This is a genomic window from Burkholderia vietnamiensis LMG 10929 (assembly GCF_000959445.1).
GTDB lineage: Bacteria > Pseudomonadota > Gammaproteobacteria > Burkholderiales > Burkholderiaceae > Burkholderia > Burkholderia vietnamiensis.
Map to the genome: position 1 here is coordinate 777,932 of NZ_CP009630.1, position 13,775 is coordinate 791,706.

Annotated in this window: 12 protein-coding genes and 1 pseudogene; 7 read left to right on the forward strand and 6 right to left on the reverse strand. The window is 63.7% G+C overall.

Features of this window, described 5'->3' with window-relative positions; all coding sequences use genetic code 11:
* Positions 1-32: 32 nt before the first annotated feature.
* Positions 33-311: a hypothetical protein gene (locus AK36_RS03695; RefSeq protein ID WP_045577884.1), complete on the forward strand. Its 279-nt coding sequence runs from the start codon at positions 33-35 to the stop codon at positions 309-311.
* Positions 312-329: 18 nt separating this feature from the next.
* Here the strand turns inward: AK36_RS03695 and AK36_RS03700 are convergent, their stop codons facing one another.
* The 4 genes from AK36_RS03700 to AK36_RS03715 all read right to left on the reverse strand — a co-directional run bounded on the left by AK36_RS03700 (position 330) and on the right by AK36_RS03715 (position 3,646).
* Positions 330-848, reverse strand: a complete 519-nt coding sequence (locus tag AK36_RS03700; protein ID WP_011882455.1) for a ferritin-like domain-containing protein — start codon at positions 846-848, stop codon at positions 330-332.
* Between the two features lie 68 nt (positions 849-916).
* Positions 917-1,822: a manganese catalase family protein gene (locus AK36_RS03705; RefSeq protein ID WP_011882454.1), complete on the reverse strand. Its 906-nt coding sequence runs from the start codon at positions 1,820-1,822 to the stop codon at positions 917-919.
* A 518-nt stretch (positions 1,823-2,340) separates the two neighbouring features.
* Positions 2,341-2,625 (reverse strand): hypothetical protein, encoded by a 285-nt coding sequence (locus AK36_RS03710; RefSeq protein WP_014725235.1) that lies wholly within the window; start codon positions 2,623-2,625, stop codon positions 2,341-2,343.
* Positions 2,626-2,998: 373 nt separating this feature from the next.
* Positions 2,999-3,646 carry a hypothetical protein gene (locus AK36_RS03715; RefSeq protein ID WP_045577885.1) on the reverse strand — a complete coding sequence of 216 codons (648 nt, stop codon included), beginning with the start codon at positions 3,644-3,646 and terminating at the stop codon, positions 2,999-3,001.
* 194 nt (positions 3,647-3,840) lie between these two features.
* On the opposite strand from AK36_RS03715, the gene AK36_RS03720 reads away from it, so the two are divergent.
* The 4 genes and pseudogenes from AK36_RS03720 to AK36_RS03730 all read left to right on the forward strand — a co-directional run bounded on the left by AK36_RS03720 (position 3,841) and on the right by AK36_RS03730 (position 8,479).
* The gene (locus AK36_RS03720; RefSeq protein ID WP_045577886.1) at positions 3,841-5,175 is read left to right on the forward strand and encodes an NAD(P)/FAD-dependent oxidoreductase; all 1,335 of its coding nucleotides are present in this window, start codon (positions 3,841-3,843) and stop codon (positions 5,173-5,175) included.
* 81 nt (positions 5,176-5,256) lie between these two features.
* A complete protein-coding gene (locus AK36_RS03725) occupies positions 5,257-6,351 on the forward strand; it encodes a potassium channel family protein (protein ID WP_011882450.1) in 1,095 nt (364 codons plus the stop codon).
* Between the two features lie 101 nt (positions 6,352-6,452).
* A pseudogene (locus AK36_RS34170) lies at positions 6,453-6,727 on the forward strand (IS3 family transposase); the annotation flags it as partial.
* A gap of 561 nt (positions 6,728-7,288) precedes the next feature.
* Positions 7,289-8,479: an EAL and HDOD domain-containing protein gene (locus AK36_RS03730; RefSeq protein ID WP_045577887.1), complete on the forward strand. Its 1,191-nt coding sequence runs from the start codon at positions 7,289-7,291 to the stop codon at positions 8,477-8,479.
* A 231-nt stretch (positions 8,480-8,710) separates the two neighbouring features.
* Here AK36_RS03730 and AK36_RS30640 read toward each other — a convergent pair.
* A protein-coding gene (locus AK36_RS30640; RefSeq protein ID WP_085954470.1) for an IS5-like element IS402 family transposase occupies positions 8,711-9,528 on the reverse strand; the annotation gives its coding sequence in 2 pieces (ribosomal slippage) (positions 8,711-9,180 and positions 9,180-9,528; 819 coding nt in all).
* A gap of 120 nt (positions 9,529-9,648) precedes the next feature.
* Here AK36_RS30640 and AK36_RS03735 point away from each other — a divergent pair.
* On the forward strand, positions 9,649-11,304 hold the full coding sequence (locus tag AK36_RS03735) for a methyl-accepting chemotaxis protein (protein ID WP_045577888.1): 1,656 nt from the start codon (positions 9,649-9,651) through the stop codon (positions 11,302-11,304).
* 652 nt (positions 11,305-11,956) lie between these two features.
* A complete protein-coding gene (locus tag AK36_RS03740) occupies positions 11,957-12,832 on the forward strand; it encodes a helix-turn-helix transcriptional regulator (RefSeq protein WP_045577889.1) in 876 nt (291 codons plus the stop codon).
* 11 nt (positions 12,833-12,843) lie between these two features.
* Here the strand turns inward: AK36_RS03740 and AK36_RS03745 are convergent, their stop codons facing one another.
* Positions 12,844-13,752, reverse strand: coding sequence for a D-aminoacyl-tRNA deacylase (locus tag AK36_RS03745; RefSeq protein ID WP_224383336.1), 909 nt, complete (start codon positions 13,750-13,752; stop codon positions 12,844-12,846).
* Between the last annotated feature and the right edge of the window lie 23 nt (positions 13,753-13,775).

The following is a 13,775-nucleotide window of genomic DNA, read 5'->3' on the forward strand; positions in this document are numbered from 1 at the left end:
GCACCGTCTTTTTCATGTTGCAGAGACCGATCATGAAACTTCAGCTGTCGATCGATTCGAAGCCGCTGCACATCGAGATCGACGATGTCGTCGCGGGGCTGCTGGCCGCGCGGCTCGGGCTGCCGCCGGACGGCGACCACCGCGATGCGGTGGCCCGCTACCTCGGCGACGCGGCCGGCCCATGGACCCTCGACGACGCACACATGCGCAAGCGCGTGATGCGTCGCCTGATTCTCGACGTCGCGGATCCGACGCTCGTCATTCAGTACCTGATGGCCGACCAGTCCGAGCCCGGCGCAACGGGTGCGTGATCGCGACGCTCGGCGCCGTCAGCGTTTCGCGGGCGCGTCGGTCTCATCGCGGGCGAGATAGGTGCGCACGACGCCCGCCATGTTGTGTTCGAGCCACGCGGCCATCGCCTGCTCCTCGGGCAGGATCCGCTCGCAGATCGTCATCGTCTCGCGGTCGCCGACGAAGCGCGCCGCTTCGATCAGGTTGCGATACGCGGCGATTTCGAAATGCTCGAAGGTGTAGCTCGCCATGCCGCCCTTGACGATCTCGTCGGAGGCGAACATGCCCGCGAGGCCCTGCACCCACGCCATCGTCTTGGCGCCGACGTCCTTCATCGTCGACACCGATCCGCCGCGCCGTTCGATGCAGCCGCGTATCAGGCGTGCCTGCTCGCGCGTTTCTTCGATGTGTTGCTCGATGCGCCGCTTCAGATCCGGATAGTGGTCGATCCGACCGGCCATCGACGTGAGCATCGTCTCAGCCTGTTCTTCCATCGCGTGCGCGTCGCGCAGCCAGTCCATCAGGTTTTCCTCTGCTGCGGTCGTGTCCGTGGTCATTGCGTTCTCTCCGTTCGATTGGGTGAAGCGGCGTTCCGCTCGCAAGCGCACGTCCGTCGCGTGATGGTTCATGCGTCATCGGGTTCGTCGGCCGCGCCCGGCTGCGGCGTCGGTGCGCCAGAGCCGAGCTCCGCGCCGGTCAGCGGATCGCTGTTGCGGTCCGATGCCAGCCGTTGCGACATCGCGTCGATCGCGTCTGCCTGCTCCGGTTCCAGCATGCCCTCCGCAATGCCGGTGCCGCCGTCGACCGCAGGCTCGCCGGGACGAATCTCCAGGCCGGCGCCGTGATTCCACGGGCCGACCAGCGCGGCAGCGTCCGGCTGCATGCGGAAGTACACGCGGTCGTAGGGCTCGACCGGCGGCAGCTTGCCCGGCGGGAAGTTCGCGGTGATCGCGTACAGCGCCTTCTCGAACGACTTCTGATGCGATACCTCGCGCGTCATCAGGAAGCCGAGCGCGTCGCGGATGCCGGGATCGTCGGTCACGTTGATGAGCCGCTCGTAGATGATTTTCGCGCGCGCTTCGGCCGCGATGTTCGAGCGCAGGTCGGCGGTCGGCTCGCCGATCGTGTCGATGTACGCGGCCGTCCACGGCACGCCGCCCGAATTGGTGAGCGGCGTGCCGGCGCCGTACAGCAGCTGCGTCACGTGGCTGTCGTTGCCCGCGCCGTGCAGCTTGCGGTACAGCTCGGCCTGCTCGTCGACGGCCTCGGCGAGTTCGCCCTTCGCGCCGCGATTGAGCATCGCGACCAGCGAGCCGATCACTTCGAGGTGGCTCAGCTCCTCGGTGGCGATGTCGAACAGCATGTCCTTGCGGCCCGGATCCTCCTCGGTGACCGCCTGCGTGAAATAGCGCATCGCGGCGGCGAGTTCGCCCTGCGGGCCGCCGAACTGTTCGAGCAGCAGGTTCGCGAGCCCCGGATTGGGCGCATCGACGCGCACCGTGTACTGAAGCCGTGTGTTGTGAATGAACATGAAGTCTCCATGAAGTGGGTTGCGCGTGAAGATCCGCGATGGCCGTACAGCAGGAAGCGATCCCGCAGTCGATCGAGCGGCCGGTTCGTCGCTCGAGCGGTTGCCGCGCAGAGCGTCTGCGCTCGCTGCGCGACGAGCGGCGTGTTCGCGAACGTAGGTGCGGTTCAACGGAGCCTGAGCGGCGCGTGACGCCGCGCGAACGCGTCGTAGTGATGCGCGTAGCGATCGGACGATGACGGTGCGGTTCGGCGCAATGACCTGTGCGGGCCGGCAAACGCTTGTGCCGCTACGGCAAAGTTCGTGGCCGTTTGAGGCGCTTTCGCGATGCGGGGAAGACGAGACGCGAGCGGCGCTTTCGCGATGCGTGCAAGCGTCGGCGGATTTTTCAAGCGCTTGTCATTTCGCTTACGCGCGGCAGAAGCAGCTTTATTGGAAGAGTCGATGCGGGGTTGCGTGTGGCCGGGCACGGCAGCCGGCCGGTGGGAAGGCAAGCCCGCGGTTTTCGCAGGCTTGCGTGCTTATCGCGCCTTCAGCATTTCGTCGGCGAGCCGATAGGCGGTAACGGCGCGCTTCGATTCATAGTCGGCGATGGACGACACGTTGCGACCGGCATCGCGCGACAACAGTCCTTGCAGTGCCGCGGCTGCGAAAAAATCGCGCAGATCGGGCATCGGCTGCTGCTCCGGTTGCGGCGCAGGCACGTCGATCGGCGGCGCGGGCTTCCAGAAGGTGGGCGAAGGCTCGGCGGCTTTCGCTACGGAAGCGGGTTTTCTGATGCTCACATCCTGGGACGGCGGCGTCATTTCTTCCCCTTCGATCGGATATCAGTTCGCGAAACAACGTAAGTCCTCGTTTTGCTCGGAGAGCGGCGTATTTTTTGTGTTTTGAAGAAGTACTAACCGATGGATCGACGCGAATATTCGCCGGTTATGCCGATCTCGTCAAAGAAAATAAATGAGTGCCGGCAGGCGGTGTGGCGCAGCACGTTTCGTTCCCGGCCGCGGCAAGGACGACATACGGTGCGCCGCGCGTGATTGATGGTATGGCCGTGCGAGTGACGTCGCTGTGACACGTGCAACGTGCGATGGCGAACAGACGTGTGCGCGATTTTCGTGGTGATGTAGCGGCCGCGAGCGGATGCATCACCGTACGAACTCGCGCTACGGGACGAACGCGTCAGGACGGCAAGTACGTGAACGGCTCGCCGTCTTCGCGCTCGACGGACAGCAGCCGCCTGAGCTGATCGAGCGCGAACAATTGCTTGCCGTCGGCGGCGGCTTCGTCGATCGCGTCGTCGACCAGTTTGCGCGCACGCGCGAGTATCACCACGCGCTGTCGCGCAATCTCGAGCACCATGCGTCGTTCGAGGCTGTAGTGGCTCGATTGCCGGTCGCTCGAGTGACGCCAGCGTTCGCGCAGTTCGGCCCACGTGACGCGCTCGAACGCCGGCACCGTGCGTACGCGTGCGCCGGCTTGCGCCGGCCCCGGTTGCGCGCGCAATGCGCAGCGCAGCGCTTCGCGAGCGCGCCATTCGTCCGAAAACGGCGCATAGACGTCGCGCGAGCGGCCGATCGGATTGGCGCGTTCGATTTCCTTTTCGAGCAGGTAGGTCAGCCGCCGCAGCGCGGAGCCGTGCGTGAGCATGTCGGGATCGAGCACGCGAATCCGGCGCGATGCGTCGGCGACGTGCGCCTTCAGTTCCCACAGCGTCAGACGCAGATGCTGGACTTCCAGTATCAGGCGCTGCACGTCCGCATAGGTGCACTTCGTCCACCATTCGGTGAGGTCGTTCAGCTTCGGAGGATCGAATGGGGGGAGGATCATTGCCACTGCACAAACACTGTATGGATATACAGTTTAGCGCGCGGTAACATAGCGCCGTCAAGACGAAAAAATGGGGACGGCCGCTCGCGTGCCTTGCCGTGCGTTCGCGCACGATCCGACCTTCGACAGCCCGATTCGGCGGCGACCATCGCGAATGGCGATGCGCGGCCGGACACCTCACGCCACCGAGAACGATGACGACCACTTATCCGTTGCACGATGCATTGACCCGCGCCGACGCGGTGTTTCCGGCCGAAGCCGACGTGGTGATCGCCGGCGCCGGCATCATGGGCTGCGCGGCCGCTTACTATTTGGCGCTGCGCGGACTGAAGGCCGTCGTGCTCGACAAGTCGCGCATCGCCGGCCAGCAGTCGACGCGCGCGTGGGGTTTCGTGCGGCAGCAAGGCCGCGAATCCGCCGAAGTGCCGTTGATGATGGCCGGCATGCGGATCTGGGAGGGGCTCGAGCAGACGCTCGGCTTCGACCTCGAGTGGCGCCAGGGCGGCTGCCTGTACATGGCGGACAACGAAGAAGACTGGGCGTCGTTCCAGGCGTGGCTCGCCGTCGCCCGCGAGCACGGGCTCGATACGCGCACCGTCACACGCGCGGAGATCGACGGGCGCGTGAGCGGACTCTCCGCGCACGTGCGCACGCTCGGCGGGCTATATACGGCTTCGGACGGCCAGGCCGAGCCGCGTCGCGTGGCCGCCGCCTTCGCCGCGCGCGCGGCGGAAGCCGGCGCGCGTTTCTTCGAAGGCTGCGGCGTGACGGCGATCGAGACGGCCGGCGGCGCGGTGGTCGGCGTCGCGACCGAGCGCGGCACGATCCGCACGCGGCGCGTGATCTGTGCGGCCGGCGCGACCAGCTTCCGGCTGCTCGACGGCGTCGGCATCCGTCTGCCGCAGCACGCCGTGCGCGGCACCTGCATGCGCACCAACGTGCTGCCCGCCGTGTCGGCGTCGACGATCTGGGGGCACGGCCTCGGGATCCGCCAGCGCCGCAACGGTGCGATCAATCTCGCGGACGACATGCAGGTCGACGTCGATCTCACCGTGGGCCATCTGCGCGGCTTGAGCCTGTTCTGGCCGGAATTCTGGTCGCACCGCGAGAAATTCCGGCTGCATCTGAACGGGGCGGCGTGGCGCGACCTCAGCGCACGGGTCCGCGGCACGATCGGGCCGATCGAGCCGCGCGACCCGCAGCCGCAGCCGAATCCTGCGCATGCGCCGCGCGCGCTCGGGAAGCTGAAGGCGATCTTCCCCGCGCTGAAGGACGCGCAGATCGTCGAGGCGTGGGGCGGCCTGATCGACGTGCTGCCCGACGGGATTCCGGTGATCGATGCGCCTGAGGCGCCGTCGGGGCTCGCGATCGCGACCGGCTTCTGCGGGCATGGCTTCGCGATGGGGCCGATCGTCGGCCGGCTGCTCGCCGAATGGATCGACACGGGCGAGCCGTCGCTGGACCTGTCCGCGTTTCGTGCGCGGCGGTTCGTCGACGGAACGATGGTGCGTCCGCGCAGCATGCTGTGACGCGCGTGGGCGCGCACGCTCGCGTCGCAGCCCGTCGTAGCCCGTCGTAGAATCGAGCCCGCATTGTTCAGGAGAATCCCGTTGGCAACGCCTTCCGACCAGCGCCGTTCGTTGCGCTCACGCCTGCGTCGCGCGCGCGAGCCGTGGCAGGCGCCGCGCGTGCGCACGCTGTTCACGCGGCCCGCGACGTCGCCGCGTCGCACGCTGCTGTTTCGTCTCGGCGCGGTGGTCGTGCTGTGCATGCTGGCGTTCCTGGTGCTGTATCTCGACCGTGACGGCCTGCGCGATTCGACCAAGAGCACGCCGATGGGCGTCGCCGATCTCGTGTACTTCACGATGGTCACCGTCGCGACGGTCGGCTATGGCGACATCGTGCCGGTCACGGCGCGAGCGCGGCTGATCGATGCGTTCTTCATCGTGCCGATCCGCATCGGCATCTGGTTCATCTTTCTGGGCACGGCGTATCAGTTCGTGATCCAGCGCGTCATCGAGGAATTCCGCATGAAACGGCTGCAGAAGCAACTGTCCGATCACATCGTCGTGTGCGGATACGGACTGTCGGGTTCGATCGCCGTGCGCGAACTGCTCGAGAGCGGCGTCGACCCGGCGACGATCATCGTGATCGATTCGCAGCAGCAGGCGCTCGAAGCCGCGACGTCGCTCGGCGTGACGGGGCTGCTCGGCGATCCGGCGCACGAGGATTTGCTGCAGCAGGCGCAGGTGCGTGCTGCAAAGGCGGTGATCATCTCGGTGACCGACGATCCGACCGCGATCCTGCTGACGCTGTCGGTGCGCAGCATCGCGCCCGAGACGAAGATCGTCGTTCGGATCCAGGAGAATTTGTACCAGCGTCAGTTGCGGCAGGCGGGCGCGGACGTGATCGTATCGTCGACGAAGATCGGCGCGCTGTTGCTCGCCGATGCGGTGCACAGCCGTTATATCGTGCCGTTCGTCAACGACATGCTGTCGACGCGCGGCCGGGCGACGCTGGTGGAGCGCACGGCGCTGCCGCATGAGGTGGGATGCATGACGAACGTCGTGCCGGGGGCGATCGTGGTCGGGCTCGATCGCTGCGGGAAGATCCATTCGTTTTATGAGGATCCGCCGTGCCGGATCGAGGCGGGGGATACGCTGGTCGTGATTCAGTCGGCGAGGATTCCAGAGGGGGATGGTTGAGGGAGGCTGCCTCTGATTAAATCCAAATTCGCTCGCAAAAAAGATTGAGTTGCACCTTGCGCGCATGAGGTGGCGATGCATGCGCGGTCCAGTAGTGACATTTGGCCCACGGGCGCTGCTTCCGGTTGTTCAACGTGATTGAAGATTTCAACCGCGAAGCCCTTGATATCGAGATCGACTTTTCGCTGCCGTCAGAGCGCGTGAGCCGTGCATGGCGAGGCCCAAAACGCTGCGGTGTGGTAACGCGCCGGAGTCTCTGAGCGCGGCGATTTTCGAATGGGCTCGACAGTACGACATTCGGCTGGACTACAGCCGTCCGTGCAAGACGCAGCAGAACGCATACCTCGAACGATACAACCGAACCGTTCGGTACGAATGCTGCCGGTTTTCCGCTCCCCGCGGATGAGATCGATCGCCTTCGCTGTCGGCACTTCATCGATCTTCACGAATCGATGAGGGTTTATCTGCCGTATCCGCGGACGTTGCAACGACGCGGAAGAAAGATTCATCGATTCCCAATTTAATCTGACGATTTAAACATTTCTCATTACGTCCAACACAATATTTTTCTCATCAGCCAATAAAAAAATTAATTCGCAGTTGATCGTTTGCGAGGGCTGGCAGTCACGCTGACGCGTCCGCGTGGTAGGGCAAGCGAGCCGATTTATTCGGCCATCTTGAGAAATGTCTCCTTGGCCGGCGAGCGCATCAATTACAGTAAGTTTGCAATGTGCCGACATACCGGTAAGAAGCGGAAGAAGAGCACGGGCGGCCGTGTACCTGGGTATCGAGCGACCGGCGATTGTCCGGAACATTTCGTACACATGGCCCGCACCGCAACGCATCCGAACCGCCGATCGATACGTATACGGCGTAGGAACCGCGCAGCGCAGCCAGCGATAGCAATAAGAGACGAAAAAAAACGGGGAATCAGGGAATGATCCAGGCTTGGCAACGGGTACTCAATCAGGGCGCATCGACGTTCGTCGCACGCCAGCCTATCGTCGACCGGGACGGCCGGACCGTCGCCTACGAACTGCTGTTCAGGAACGGCCACACGGCCACCGCCGATGTCGTCGACGGCTTCGGCAGCACCGCACATGTCGTCGAGCGTACCGTGGGTGCGTTGGGCCTCGATACGGTGCTCGCGGGTCTCGACGGGTACCTGAATTGCACGTCGCATTTCCTGCACTCCGATGTGCCGCAGATCTTGACCGGTCCGCGATTCGTGCTCGAAGTCCTCGAATCGTGTGAACTCGACGAGTCGCTGAAAAAGCGCTGCAATGCATTGCGCGCGTCCGGCTTTCGCGTGGCGCTCGACGATGTCGCGAAGCTCACGCCCGACATCATCGCGTTTCTGCCGGCAGTCGACATCGTCAAGCTCGAGTGGCCGGCATTCGACGCGCCGAGCGCTCGCGCGATGGTGGGCGATCTGAAACGCGCCGGCAAGATCGTGGTTGCCGAGAAGATCGATAGCCACGAACAGTGGCATGCCGCAATTGGCAGCGGCTGCGACATGGTCCAGGGCTTTTACTTCAGCAGACCGCAGGTGATGGAGGCGCGCCGTCTGGTGCCCGACCTGGGGCAACTGGTGGATCTGCTCAACCTGCTGATCGAAGACGCTGGCGATCATCGCGTCATTCACGCGCTATCCGACATGCCCGTGCTGGTGGCGCAGGTTCTGCGCCTCGCCAACTGCTCCGGCAATGTGAATCCGAAGCGCACGGCCATCGCTTCGCTGCATCACGCACTCGCTGCGATCGGCACTACACGGCTATTCCAGTGGTGCAGCCTGCTGCTCTACAACCATCCCGATCCTGAGACGGTCTGTCGAGATCCGCTGATCGCGCTGGCGAGACAACGTGCTTCCTTCATGCTGGACGTCGCGCTCTTCGAGTCCCCGAACGAGACGGCCTTCGCCCAGACCGCTTACCTGACCGGCATGCTGTCGCTGTTGCACGTCGTCTACGGCCGGCAACAGGATGAGTTCGCAGAAGAACTGCCGCTCGAGCCGGGTATGAAAGCGGCTCTTACCGGGCGGTCCGGCAAGCTCGGAGAGCTGCTCGGCGCTGCTGAGATATTCGAGCGCGGACGGGATTCCACATCGGATGGGCAAGGACAGAGATAGCCGATGGCGCTTCCTTTGCCCGACAAGTCTGCGAAGGCCGAATGCGTCTCGCGGACCCCTCGCCGGCCGAAGGAAGTCGCCGGGCGACCCGGAATACCGGGCGCAACCGCAGTGATTTCGATGGCGATCGGATGCGTCGATTTGCGCTCGATCGCCGGTCGGCTTGATGAGACTAAGTCGTTATATGGAACGTCAAATGGAGAATGGCTTATGAAGTACTTAGAGACGGTTTCATAAAGACTGATCGGCCCGCCGAAGGGTATTCCAGCAGATCAGGCAGCAACCGAGTTTGAGGAACGCGCCGTGAATGTCTGCACGGCGCTCGAAACGAATACGGAGACGACGGAAGTGATGCAGCCAGGCATGCGTGCGTTCGACGACCCAGCGATATTTGCCAAGGCCGCTGCCATGTTCGGTACGGCGCTTGGCGATCACTGGCTCGATACCGCGATCGCGCAACGCGCGCCGATGTCGCTCGGAGTCGTAACCGCGATCCGCGTAGACCACACGCGGCCGCTGCAATGGGTGGCCACGCAATCCGCGGATCGGCGGAATCGCGTCGATCAGCGGCAGCAATTGCGTGACGTCGTTGACGTTCGCGCCGGTCAGGATCGCGGCGAGCGGCGTACCGTTGGCGTCGGTGACGATGTGGTGCTTGGAACCGGGTCGCGCTCGATCGGTGGGGTTTGGCCCAGTTTTTGGCCTGCCCCAACGGCGCGAATCGATGATGAATCGACGGCGGCTCGTGAGAAGTCGATCTGGTCCGCTGCGCGCAGCTTTGCGAGCAGTAGCTCGTGCAAGCGATCCCAGACACCGGCTGCTTGCCAATCGCGCAGCCGGCGCCAACATGTCACGCCCGAGCCGCATCCCATCTCGGCCGGCAGGTCGCGCCAGCGTAGTCCGGTCTTGAGAACGAACAGGATGCCGGTCAGCGCGGCGCGATTCGAAACAGGCAGGCGGCCCGGGTTCTTCTCGCGCCGCGGCTTGGGTGGCGGCAGTAACGGCTCGATCAGTGTCCACAATTCATCGTCGATGATCGGCTTGGCCATCTCCTCAGTCTCGGTTGTTCCGATGCCTGAGGTTAACAGCTCACCGCGAAAGTTAACAGCCCCACGGGGCCTTTTTGAAACCGTCTCTTAGTTAACCTGCGCATTGGAACTCGCCTCAGAGTGGGTTTTGGCATCACGTTGCTGCTGCTGATGGTGACGGGCGGACTCGCCATGTTGCAGGCATCGCGAATTTATGGGGGCACCCGCGAGATCGCCGACAACTGGCTCGTCAGCGTTCAGACATTGGGTGAAATCAGGGCGCTCGCCAACGGTGTCCGGCGGGCTACGCTCCGGTCCGTGCTGGAAAGCGAGGCTTCGGCGAAGAACAGCCAGCGCAGTCAGCACGATGCCGCGCTGGCCTCCATGAAAGCTACGATGGCCAGTTACGAGAAGCTCGTTTCTTCGCCCGAGGAGCGACAGCTTTTCGACAGTATGGGTAAAGCATGGAGCGCATTCCTGGCCTCCGACGCGAAACTTCTGGCGCTATCGGAATCGGGCGATGCCGGCTTCGGTGCGGCCAGATCGCTCGCCACCGGCGAGTCTGCAACGCTGTTCGCGCAGGCGTTGGACCTGATCGAGCAGGACGTAAAGCTGAATCGCGCGGGCGCGGGCGTCGCGACGGCCGAAGCGGCAACCAACTATCACTCGACGCTCCTGTTGACCGGTGTGTTGTGCGGCACGGCGCTACTGCTGTCGGTCGCTGTCGCATGGTTGATTACCCGTTCCATCGTCACACCGCTCGGTCGCGCAGTCGGCATCGCGGAGACGGTCGCGCGCGGCGATCTCACGTCCAATATCGAAGTATCCGGTCGCGACGAGACGAGCCAGCTTCTGCTGGCGCTGCGGAATATGAACGCGCGGCTGCAGGACGTGGTGGGGCGCGTGCGCTCGAGCAGCGAAAGCATCGCGTCGGGCTCCGCGCAGATCGCTGCCGGCAACACCGATCTCAGCCAGCGTACCGAGGAGCAGGCGGCCTCGCTCGAGGAAACCGCGGCCAGCATGGAGCAGTTGACGGCGACGGTCAAACAGAACACGGAAAACGCGCGGCAGGGGAACACGCTTGCCGGCAATGCTTCTGAGGTCGCGGTCCGAGGCGGGCAGGTGGTGGCGAAGGTCGTCGATACGATGCACGACATTTCCCATAGCTCGGCAAAGGTCGCTGAAATCATCGCCGTCATCGAGGGTATCGCCTTCCAGACGAACATCCTCGCACTGAACGCCGCCGTCGAGGCAGCGCGGGCGGGCGAGCAAGGTCGCGGCTTCGCGGTGGTGGCGAGCGAAGTGCGGGCGCTTGCGCAGCGAAGCGCATCGGCGGCCAAGGAGATCAAGGATCTGATCAGTCAGTCGGTGGCCAAAGTGGAGGCCGGCACGTCTCTCGTCGACAACGCCGGCGCCACGATGAACGAGGTCGTCGTCGCGGTAAAGCGTGTCACCGACCTCATGGGCGAAATTGCGTCGGCGTCGGTCGAGCAGCATACCGGCATCGAGCAGGTCAACCAGGCGGTCATGCAGATGGACGAGGTCACGCAACAGAACGCCGCGCTCGTGGAGGAGGCTTCTGCAGCGGCGCAGTCGATGGCATCGCAGTCGAACGCGTTACGCGAACTGGTTTCGATCTTCCGCCTGCCTGACGGGATGGCGGTCGCGGCCAGCCCAACGGAGCGAGCGGCAGAGGTCCAGCCGCGCCCGAAGCCGGCCGTGCGAAAGACGGTTCAACGCAAAACCGAGGCCGCAGTCGTGGCCAATGAAAGCGCCGCGAGCTGGCAGTCGTTCTAGTCCGTGACACGTTCTGATTTTTGATGGACCGCCGGCGGGCATGCGCCCGCCGGCGTCGTTTCTTGTTGAACGGGTCGCTGTGACTCGGTCCAGTAAAAATTGCCGACTTCAAAGTCGAAATTTCCGGCGTGATGTTGTCATCGAGACGAGGAATCACGTCGTGAAAGCGGGCAAGTTCACCGAACAGCAAATCCGCTGCGCGTATTAACCCCAAAGCAGCGGCGGCCATGGCCGCTTAGTTTCTGCTTCTGAATCCCACGTAAAGCGGGGATTATCACGCCAGCTTCCTCGGGGACAGCATTCATCGAATCCCGCTGGCTTCGTTTGCCGCGTGCATTTCCCGAAAAATCCCGCCGAGATGGCGTTCCTGGCTTTGCGATTCAGTCCAATCATCGGTCCCGCGACGAATTCGCGACACATATCCCCATGCAGTCCGGCACGAATTCGCGACGCATCGTTCGACCATTTGAGGCGCACTTAAGGTAATCTAAGGACGCATGACTGCACTCGCCGGTGAGGACAGAACGGCTTCGCGCGTCACTGGCGGATGCTTCCCCGGCGTGGTGCAACGTGCTTCAGAACGCGCGTGCGGTATCTCTCCAGCGGGAAAGCCGTCGTTTCGCATCAGATTCCCAACCTACGATTGCGACACATGTCTTCTTCAAACTCGATTACGGTTCGAGGCGCGCTGAATTCGGCTGGGGCCGAAGTCGTTCGATCCATGCAATTGCCGTCGGGCATCATCCTGTCAGAATGGACAGGTCAGAACACACTGACCGAATATAAGAGTTCGTCCGAGAACGTGCTGAGCGTCTATTTGTCCGGTGGCGAGAATTGTGCGCAGGTCGATGGCCGGCACATCGTACGCCGAGGCTTTAAAAGCGCGGTCTGTCTGTTCCCGGTCGGCGAAGGCGAATCGCAGTGGCGGATTACCGAGCGCCTCAATTTCCTGCATATTTATTTCGATTTGCCCAATCTGGAGCCCAGTCTGATCCGGTCCTTGCGCCAGCCGGCGGACGCTTACCGGTTCCGCGAGGTATTCCAGGAGGCGTCCCCCGTCATCAGCGCGGCCGCGACCAGCATCGCGCAGGCCGACTGGAACGATGACACGCTGTCGCTCGGCATCGATAGCCTGATGAGCTGGATTCTGCTGAATGCGATCAGCCGTTACGCGATGGCCGACCTGGAGCGCGTGGATGCGCGCGGCCGGCTGTCGGCGAAGCAGGCCGAGCAGATCCGCGAATATTGCAACGCCAATCTCGGTGAGGCCGTGCGGCTCGAGCATCTTGCCGATCTGGTCAATCTCAGCCGCTATCACTTCCTGCGCAAATTCAAGAACACGTTCGACCGGTCTCCGCACGCATTCTTGACCGAATTGCGGATGCATCGCGCGCACGACCTGCTGAAACATACCGATCACAAGATCATGAGCATCGCACTCGAGTGCGGCTACGCCCAGCACAGCCGGTTCTCCACCGCGTTCAAGCGGCATTACGGCTATTCTCCCGGCGCGGTGCGCGGAAAGTGACAACGCCGACGTCAAGCGCCGGTTTTCGCGTCGTTGATCAGGCCGGCCAGATCGGGTGACCTCAATTTTCGATGCGAGAGCGCGGGAACGCCAAGTTCGCTCGCGAGACTACGCACCTGCTGCTTGTGCGCGCCCTTAAGGTTGTCATGAAACGCGATCGCATCGACACCGCCCTTGATCGATCGGGCACACGCGAGCAGGTCCGCCAGGCGTTCGGGCGAATCGTAACCGTACGCGACCAGCCAGTGATTGGGCAGCACGTGCGATAGCGCGAGTCCTTGCGTGTCGCCGTAATCGCGCAGCAGTTGCGTGAAGCCGGGCTCGAAGTGGACGCCGCCGATACAGAGCAGCGAGATCGCCGGTCGAGCGATTCGCTCGCCTACCGTCAGCAACGCGCGTGCCAGCACGTCGACGGCATCGGGGCACGCCCATGCGTCCGTGGTGCTGCCGATTTCCAGATCGATGACCGACGGCTCGACGGCGGAGACCAGGCAACCGGACTGCGCGCCGTAGAGCGGGCCGGACCAGTGCGTGGCCTCCATCCAGGTCGAATACGAATCCAGGCCCGCTTGCTGGCGCGCGTGCTCGACAGCCAGAAACAGGCTGCGTGTGACGGCCGGGTCCACCGGGCTGAACGTTCCGCTTTCCATGTCGCCGGTGGTCTGGATCGTGAAGATCCGGTCGGGCGCGTTCTTCCCTTCATGCCAGTTGACGATCACGATCGCGTCGGCGTCGGCGAAGACGCTGTTCGCCAGCGGGGCGTAGCGCCGATAGTCGTGGCTGAACACGTTGTCGAGCTGCAGCAGGCTGTAGCGCACCGCGCCGGATTGCATGTGCAGGATAGGGCGCCCGTCCACGACGCCATCGGCGTGCCAGTCGATGCCGGATGCCAGAAGTCGCGCGAGCACGCGCGACGACACCGGGTCCTTGTCGAGATCGGTAC

Excerpts from the sequence above, each read along its gene's own strand:
- AK36_RS03695 (WP_045577884.1), top strand. The coding sequence starts at position 33 with ATGAAACTTCAGCTGTCGATCGATTCGAAGCCGCTGCACATCGAGATC.
- AK36_RS03700 (WP_011882455.1), bottom strand. The coding sequence starts at position 848 with ATGACCACGGACACGACCGCAGCAGAGGAAAACCTGATGGACTGGCTG.
- AK36_RS03705 (WP_011882454.1), bottom strand. The coding sequence starts at position 1,822 with ATGTTCATTCACAACACACGGCTTCAGTACACGGTGCGCGTCGATGCG.
- AK36_RS03710 (WP_014725235.1), bottom strand. The coding sequence starts at position 2,625 with ATGACGCCGCCGTCCCAGGATGTGAGCATCAGAAAACCCGCTTCCGTA.
- AK36_RS03715 (WP_045577885.1), bottom strand. The coding sequence starts at position 3,646 with ATGATCCTCCCCCCATTCGATCCTCCGAAGCTGAACGACCTCACCGAA.
- AK36_RS03720 (WP_045577886.1), top strand. The coding sequence starts at position 3,841 with ATGACGACCACTTATCCGTTGCACGATGCATTGACCCGCGCCGACGCG.
- AK36_RS03730 (WP_045577887.1), top strand. The coding sequence starts at position 7,289 with ATGATCCAGGCTTGGCAACGGGTACTCAATCAGGGCGCATCGACGTTC.
- AK36_RS03740 (WP_045577889.1), top strand. The coding sequence starts at position 11,957 with ATGTCTTCTTCAAACTCGATTACGGTTCGAGGCGCGCTGAATTCGGCT.